Below are 6,286 nucleotides of genomic sequence, written 5' to 3'. Positions count from 1 at the left end.
CAGCCCAAGCACGCGCCAGCCCGGCATGCCGGCAAGCCAGTCGCGCAAACCGGCGGCGATGCGCTCGGCCTCGCTCGGGTCCTTGAGCAGTCCGCCCTTGCCGATCGCCTCGCGACCCGCCTCGAATTGCGGCTTGACGAGAAGCAGCGCCCTGGCGCCCTCGCCCGCCAAGGCCAGCGCCGGCGGCAGCGCCAGCTTCAGCGAGATGAAGCTGACATCGCAGACCAGGAAGTCCGGAACGCGGTCGCCAAGATCGGCGGCGGTCAGGTCCCGCGCATTCAGCTCTTCAATGACCGTGACCCGCCGATCGGCGGCAATTTCCGGGTTCATCTGGCCGTGACCGACATCGATCGCCGTGACATGGGTAGCGCCACGCTCGAGCAGCACCTGGGTGAAGCCGCCGGTCGAGGCGCCGATATCGAGCGCCTCATGCCCAGAGGGATCGAGGCCGAAATGGTCGAGGCCGGCAATCAGCTTCAGCGCCGCGCGCGACACATAGGCCTGCGCCGGATCGTCGACAGCAACGACACAGTGTGGCGCGACGGGCTGGCCCGGCTTGCGGGCGACTGCGCCGTCGACAGTGACGGTGCCGCGTTCGATCGCGTCGCGGGCGCGGGAACGGCTGGCGAACAGGCCACGTGCGACGAGCAGTTCGTCGAGACGCGGACGCGCGCTGGCGGGCAAAGAGGAACTCATCGGCCTTCATTGGCGAAAGCCGGCGGCGAAGGCAATGGCAGCCCTGTTGAATATGGCGCGGGGCACGGCAGAATGCCGGTGCCTATAGTCCGCTCACCCGGGCGAGGAAGAGCCATGCTGAAGGGAACCTGCCATTGCGGCGCCCGCGCACTGGACGCTGGAAGGCGATCCGGGATCGATCACCGCCTGCAACTGCACCCTTTGCCGCCGCTACGGCACGCTCTGGGCCTATGACTATGTCGACGAGCGCATCCGCATCGCAGGTCCGACGAGCTCCTACAGGAGGGTCGAGGTGGCCGAGCCCGCGCTGGAAATCCTGTTCTGTCCGAAATGCGCCTGTGTGCTCGCCTGGCGCGGGTTGCTTCCCGGCTCGAGCGGCCGCACTCGCATCGCCGTCAATGTCAGGCTGGCCCCGCCGGAGGCGGTCGCCGACCTGCCGATCGAGCATTTCGACGGCCTCGAAACGTTCGACGACCTGCCGCGCGACGGCCGCTGCGTGCGCGATATGTGGTTTTAGAAAATAGTCCGCGAGACCGGGCGCTCGACCGCCGGCATCAGGCCGTCATTGTGGGAGGCCTGCTCGCGCGGCTCAGCAGGAGCCGGCGCCGTCGGCGCGACTTCCTGCGGCACCACCAGTTGGGGAGTCTGCTTGTAGGAGAAGCCGCCGCGGATGTTGCCCATCTTGCCGGCAACGATGTCCATCACCGCCTTTTCGAGGTTGCGGTCGTAACGCGTTTCGGCTGCCACCGGCGCGGCCATGGCACTCAGCAGGGCCATGCCGCAAAGGAACGATTTCATTGTTCTTATCCCCTGCCTAGGACCAGGGTTTTAGCAGGGCGCCCGTTGAAAATCGGCCAAAAGACAAGGTAACCGAACGGCCAAATGAAAACCTAAACAAACAGTTGCAGCCGCAGCCGGCAAACTCAATCGGAGAGCTGAGTTTTCGATTCAGGCGCGCTGCGCCTGCATTCCATGGCCGAGTGCGGCGAAGACCGTCTGCACGATGCCGGTCGTGTCGAGGCCCGCGTCGGCATACATCTTCTCAGGCTTGGCGTGATCGGTGAACTCGTCCGGCAAGACCAGCGGGCGCACCTTGAGACCGTTTTCCAACAGGCCTTCATGGGCAAGGAAATGCAGCACCTGGCTGGCGAAGCCGCCGACCGCGCCCTCCTCGACCGTCACGAGAACCTCATGCGAGCGCGCCAGGCGGCGGATGAGATCCTCGTCCAGCGGCTTGGCGAAGCGAGCGTCGGCAACGGTGGTCGAAAGGCCCGCGGCGCCGAGCTCCTCGGCGGCCAGCAGGCAATCCTGCAGCCGCGTGCCGAACGAGAGCAGCGCCACCTTGGTGCCTTCCTTGAGAATGCGACCTTTGCCGATCTCGAGCACTGAGCCGCGCTCCGGCATGTCGACGCCGACGCCGTTGCCGCGCGGATAGCGGAAGGCGATCGGGCCGCCGTCGTAGTCGGCTGCCGTGCGCACCATATGGCGAAGCTCCGCCTCATCGGCGGCGGCCATGACGACGAAGCCAGGCAGCGAGGCGAGGAAGGTCGTGTCGAAGGCGCCGCAGTGCGTGGCGCCGTCGGCGCCGACGAAGCCGGCGCGGTCGATCGGGAAGCGCACCGGCAGTTTCTGGATTGCCACGTCGTGCACCACCTGATCGTAGGCGCGCTGCAGGAAGGTCGAATAGATGGCGGCGAAGGGCTTGTAGCCTTCGGTGGCGAGGCCGGCGGCGAAGGTCACCGCGTGCTGCTCGGCAATGCCGACATCGAAGGTTCGGGCCGGGAACACCTCGCCGAAGAGGTCGAGGCCGGTGCCACTCGGCATGGCGGCGGTGATCGCCACGATTCGTTCGTCCTCGCGCGCCTCCTGGATCAGGCTCTCGGCGAAGACCTTGGTGTAGCTCGGCGCGTTGGCCGGCGCTTTCGCCTGCGCGCCGGTGATGACGTCGAACTTGTTGACGCCGTGATACTTGTCGGCGGCGGCCTCCGCCGGCGCGTAGCCCTTGCCCTTCTGGGTGACGACATGGATCAGAATGGGACCGTCGCCATTATCGCGGACGTTCTTCAGCACCGGGATCAGGTGCTCCAAATTGTGTCCATCGATCGGGCCGATGTGGAAGAATCCCATCTCCTCGAACAGCGTGCCGCCGGTGACGTAACCGCGCGCATGCTCGACCGCGCGGGTGATGGCGCTGTCGGCGCGCTTGCCGAGATAGGAGGTCAGCTTCTTGCCGAAATCGCGCAGGCCGAGATAGGTCTTGCCGGAGGCAAGCCTCGCCAGATAGGCGCTCATCGCGCCGGTCGGCGGGGCGATCGACATGTCGTTGTCGTTGAGGATGACGATCAGGCGGGCATTGAGCGCGCCGGCGTTGTTCATCGCCTCGTAGGCCATCCCGGCGGACATGGCGCCGTCGCCGATGACGGCGATGACATTGTTGCGGCCGCCCGCAAGGTCGCGGCCCATCGCCATGCCGAGGCCGGCCGAAATCGAAGTCGAGGAATGCGCTGCGCCGAAGGGGTCGTATTCGCTCTCTGCGCGCCGGGTGAAGCCGGAGAGACCGCCTTCCTGGCGAAGCGTGCGGATGCGGTCGCGGCGGCCGGTCAGAATCTTGTGCGGGTAGGCCTGGTGGCCAACGTCCCAGATCAGCCGGTCTTCCGGCGTGTTGAAGACATAGTGCAGCGCAACCGTAAGCTCGACGACGCCGAGACCGGCGCCAAGATGGCCGCCGGTGTGCGACACCGCATCGATCAGCTCCGCGCGCAGTTCGGTCGCCAGCTGCGGCAGCTCGCTTTCATCAAGCGTCCGCAAATCCGCGGGGATGCGGACTTTGTCGAGGAGCGGCGTGTCAGGCTTCGGGTTCACTCTGGGACGGCCTGTCAACTTAACCTTGGGTTAACCTTCAAATATGCGCTTTGCTATGCGCGAGATAGGCTGATGGCGCGCCAATGTAAATGCGTGTCAGTGACGCGCCTGGCGCAGAATGTCCATCCTGCGCTAACCTTCCGGCAGCGGAATGAATTCTTCCTCATCGCCAGGAACGATATCGAAGCGGCCCGTCTTCCATTCTTCCTTGGCCTGCTCGATGCGTTCTTTCGAGGACGAAACGAAATTCCACCAGATATAGCGCTTGGAGCCCAGCGACGCTCCGCCGAACAGCATGAAATGCGCGCCGCGCTCGGACGACACGACGATTTCCTCGCCCGGTTTGAACACCAAAAGCCGCTCGGCCGGGAAACGGTCGCCGGCAATCGAAACCTCGCCCTCCAGCGTGTAGATGGCGCGTTCCTCGGCGTCGCCGGGGATTTTGACGCTGGCGCCCGCCGCCAGCCGCAGATCGGCATAGAGCGTTTCCGAGGCGGTCGCGACGGGCGAGCGCAGCCCGGAAAATTCGCCGATGACGACGCGGCCGCTAACGCCCTCGGCATCGATTTCGGGCAGTTGGACGACCGACGTGTTCGCGAACACCGGGGCGATTTCTTCCTTGCTGTCCGGCAGCGCCAGCCAGGTTTGCAGGCCGGAAATCGACATCGGCGCGCCGCGCAATTCCTCGGGCGTGCGCTCGGAATGAACGATGCCGCGGCCGGCGGTCATCAAATTCACGTCGCCCGGCGCGATCACCATTTCGGTGCCGAGCGAGTCGCGATGCCTGATCTTGCCGTCGAACAGATAAGTGACGGTGGAAAGCCCGATATGCGGATGCGGGCGCACGTCGATCGCATGGCCGGCGCGCAGGATGGCCGGACCCATGCGGTCGAAGAAGATGAACGGACCGACCAGCCTGCGCTTCGCCGTCGGCAAGGCGCGGCGAACCTCGAAGCCGCCAATGTCCTTGGCGTTCGGAATGACCATCAACTCGATCTGGTCGCAGGCGAAGGCGTCGCCGGCCTCAGGATCGTTGCCTGGAAAGAAGCTCATGACCGGCGTCAGGCGAAGCGGAGCGCGGATCGGGCCTTCGCCTTGGCGGCCTCATCCTCGCGGTTGCGCGGATGCTGGGTGGTTTCGAGGCTGTCAAGCAGCTCGCGCGCGGCGGCGGCGATCGCCTCGACGGCGTGGTTGAAGGCATGCTCGTTGCGCTTGGACGGCTTGGTCGCGCCGCTCAGCTTGCGAACGAACTGCAGCGCCGCGTCATGGACCTCGTCGTCGGTCGCCGGCGGATCGAAGTTGAACAGGGTCTTGATGTTTCGGCACATGCTTTAACTCCTTACCTGCTTTCTGCCCGAACCGGTCTGACATTGTGCACCGAGGTGTGTTGAGATTCAGGTCAGACCGAGCCGAAAATGGCGGGTTCCGAGAACCGGACCGGAGCGTACTTGAAGGACGTGAGCACCGGAACCGCAGAAAGCCGCGTTTGCAGGCGGCCTCACCTGAATATCAATACACCTCACTCGGCGTCGAGCGGCTCCGTTCCAACCGGCTTGCCGTCGCGCGAGAGCCTGATCTTCTCGACCTTGTCCTCGGCGGCCTTGAGCAAGCGGTCGCAATGAGCCTTCAGCGCCTCGCCGCGCTCGTAGATCTTGATCGACTGGTCGAGCGGAACGTCGCCGCGCTCCAGATCATCGACGATCTTCTCCAGCGCGTCGAGCGCCTGTTCGAAGCTCATCGCCTTGACGTCTTGGTTAGCTTCATCAGCCATCATTCATCCCTTCATCAGCCGCCCGACATGGGCGGCGACCGAAAATGCCAATCCTTGCAGATCGTAACCGCCCTCCAGCAGGCTGACGAGCCGGTTGCCGCTGTGGCGCCCGGCGCGCTCCATCAGCTGGCCGGTCGCCCAGTCGAAATCGTCCTCGGTCAGGTTGATCGCGGCCAGCGGATCGCGATGGTGCGCATCGAAACCGGCGGAAATGATGATCAGATCCGGCTGGAAGGCGTCGATCGACGGCAGCACGCGCGACAGGAAGGCGTCGCGGAACGTGTCGCTGCCGGTGCTCGGCGCAAGCGGCGCGTTGACGATGTTGCCGGCGCCGGTCTCGCTCTTGGCACCGGTGCCCGGATAAAGCGGCATCTGGTGGGTCGAGCAATAGAGCACCGACGGATCGTCCCAGAAAATGTCCTGCGTGCCGTTGCCGTGATGCACATCCCAATCGACGATGGCGACGCGCTCGGCCAGATGCTTCTCCTGCGCATAACGGGCGGCGATCGCCGCGGTGTTGAACAGGCAAAAGCCCATCGCGGTCGCTTTTTCGGCGTGATGGCCGGGCGGACGCGCGGCAACGAAGACATTGGCGGCACGGCCCTCGAACACATCGTCGACGGCGGCGTTCGCCGCGCCGATCGCCGTCACCGCGGCCTGCCAGCTTTTCGGGCTGGCGCTGGTGTCGGCATCGATCGAGACGATCCCCGTCTCGGGAATCGCAGCGCGGACACGGCCGACGAAATCCTCCGGATGCGCGTAAAGGATAGTCGCCTCGTCGCCTTCCGGCGCCTCGACGCGGTCGAGGGCCGAAAAAGCCTCGTCGTCGAGCACGCGCTCGATGGCGCGCAAACGGTCGGGGCGCTCGGGGTGGCCGGGCGGCGTGAGGTGTTCCAGGAATACCGGATGAGTGTAAAGACGAGTGGTCATGGCGCCTAATCTAGGCACCTGTCGCAC

General features: G+C 65.2%; 7 protein-coding genes and 1 pseudogene. 1 reads left to right on the top strand and 7 read right to left on the bottom strand.

Annotated elements, in window-relative coordinates:
* Window positions 1-696 (bottom strand): TlyA family RNA methyltransferase (locus tag EOA75_RS06555; RefSeq protein ID WP_164747294.1); only part of this gene is annotated, 696 nt, incomplete at its 3' end.
* A gap of 114 nt (window positions 697-810) precedes the next feature.
* On the opposite strand from EOA75_RS06555, the pseudogene EOA75_RS06550 reads away from it, so the two are divergent.
* Window positions 811-1,213 (top strand): annotated as a pseudogene (locus EOA75_RS06550) (GFA family protein).
* On the opposite strand, the gene EOA75_RS06545 reads toward EOA75_RS06550, so the two are convergent.
* From EOA75_RS06545 to EOA75_RS06520, 6 genes are all read right to left on the bottom strand, one after another.
* The gene (locus EOA75_RS06545; protein ID WP_127323899.1) at window positions 1,210-1,494 is read right to left on the bottom strand and encodes a hypothetical protein; all 285 of its coding nucleotides are present in this window, start codon (window positions 1,492-1,494) and stop codon (window positions 1,210-1,212) included. The pseudogene EOA75_RS06550 and the gene EOA75_RS06545 sit on opposite strands and share 4 nt — an antisense overlap.
* Window positions 1,495-1,644: 150 nt before the next feature.
* Entirely contained in the window at window positions 1,645-3,558 is a 1,914-nt protein-coding gene (dxs, locus tag EOA75_RS06540; protein ID WP_127323898.1) for a 1-deoxy-D-xylulose-5-phosphate synthase, read from the bottom strand.
* A 132-nt stretch (window positions 3,559-3,690) separates the two neighbouring features.
* A complete protein-coding gene (locus EOA75_RS06535) occupies window positions 3,691-4,611 on the bottom strand; it encodes a pirin family protein (RefSeq protein WP_095777992.1) in 921 nt (306 codons plus the stop codon).
* A gap of 8 nt (window positions 4,612-4,619) precedes the next feature.
* Window positions 4,620-4,886: a DUF2277 domain-containing protein gene (locus EOA75_RS06530; RefSeq protein WP_127215633.1), complete on the bottom strand. Its 267-nt coding sequence runs from the start codon at window positions 4,884-4,886 to the stop codon at window positions 4,620-4,622.
* A gap of 191 nt (window positions 4,887-5,077) precedes the next feature.
* Window positions 5,078-5,329, bottom strand: a complete 252-nt coding sequence (locus tag EOA75_RS06525; protein WP_095778033.1) for an exodeoxyribonuclease VII small subunit — start codon at window positions 5,327-5,329, stop codon at window positions 5,078-5,080.
* Window positions 5,330-5,332: 3 nt separating this feature from the next.
* Window positions 5,333-6,259, bottom strand: coding sequence for a histone deacetylase family protein (locus EOA75_RS06520; protein WP_066998053.1), 927 nt, complete (start codon window positions 6,257-6,259; stop codon window positions 5,333-5,335).
* Window positions 6,260-6,286: the final 27 nt, after the last annotated feature.

Source organism: Mesorhizobium sp. M1A.F.Ca.IN.022.07.1.1, from assembly GCF_003997575.1.
Taxonomy (GTDB): Bacteria; Pseudomonadota; Alphaproteobacteria; order Rhizobiales; family Rhizobiaceae; genus Mesorhizobium.
The sequence above is the reverse complement of the archived record's forward strand: the minus strand, read 5'-3'. Positions and strand labels throughout refer to the sequence as shown.

What these genes read in the sequence shown, in the direction of transcription:
- EOA75_RS06545 (WP_127323899.1), bottom strand. Translation starts at nt 1,494, where the DNA reads ATGAAATCGTTCCTTTGCGGCATGGCCCTGCTGAGTGCCATGGCCGCG.
- EOA75_RS06535 (WP_095777992.1), bottom strand. Translation starts at nt 4,611, where the DNA reads ATGAGCTTCTTTCCAGGCAACGATCCTGAGGCCGGCGACGCCTTCGCC.
- EOA75_RS06530 (WP_127215633.1), bottom strand. Translation starts at nt 4,886, where the DNA reads ATGTGCCGAAACATCAAGACCCTGTTCAACTTCGATCCGCCGGCGACC.
- EOA75_RS06525 (WP_095778033.1), bottom strand. Translation starts at nt 5,329, where the DNA reads ATGGCTGATGAAGCTAACCAAGACGTCAAGGCGATGAGCTTCGAACAG.
- EOA75_RS06520 (WP_066998053.1), bottom strand. Translation starts at nt 6,259, where the DNA reads ATGACCACTCGTCTTTACACTCATCCGGTATTCCTGGAACACCTCACG.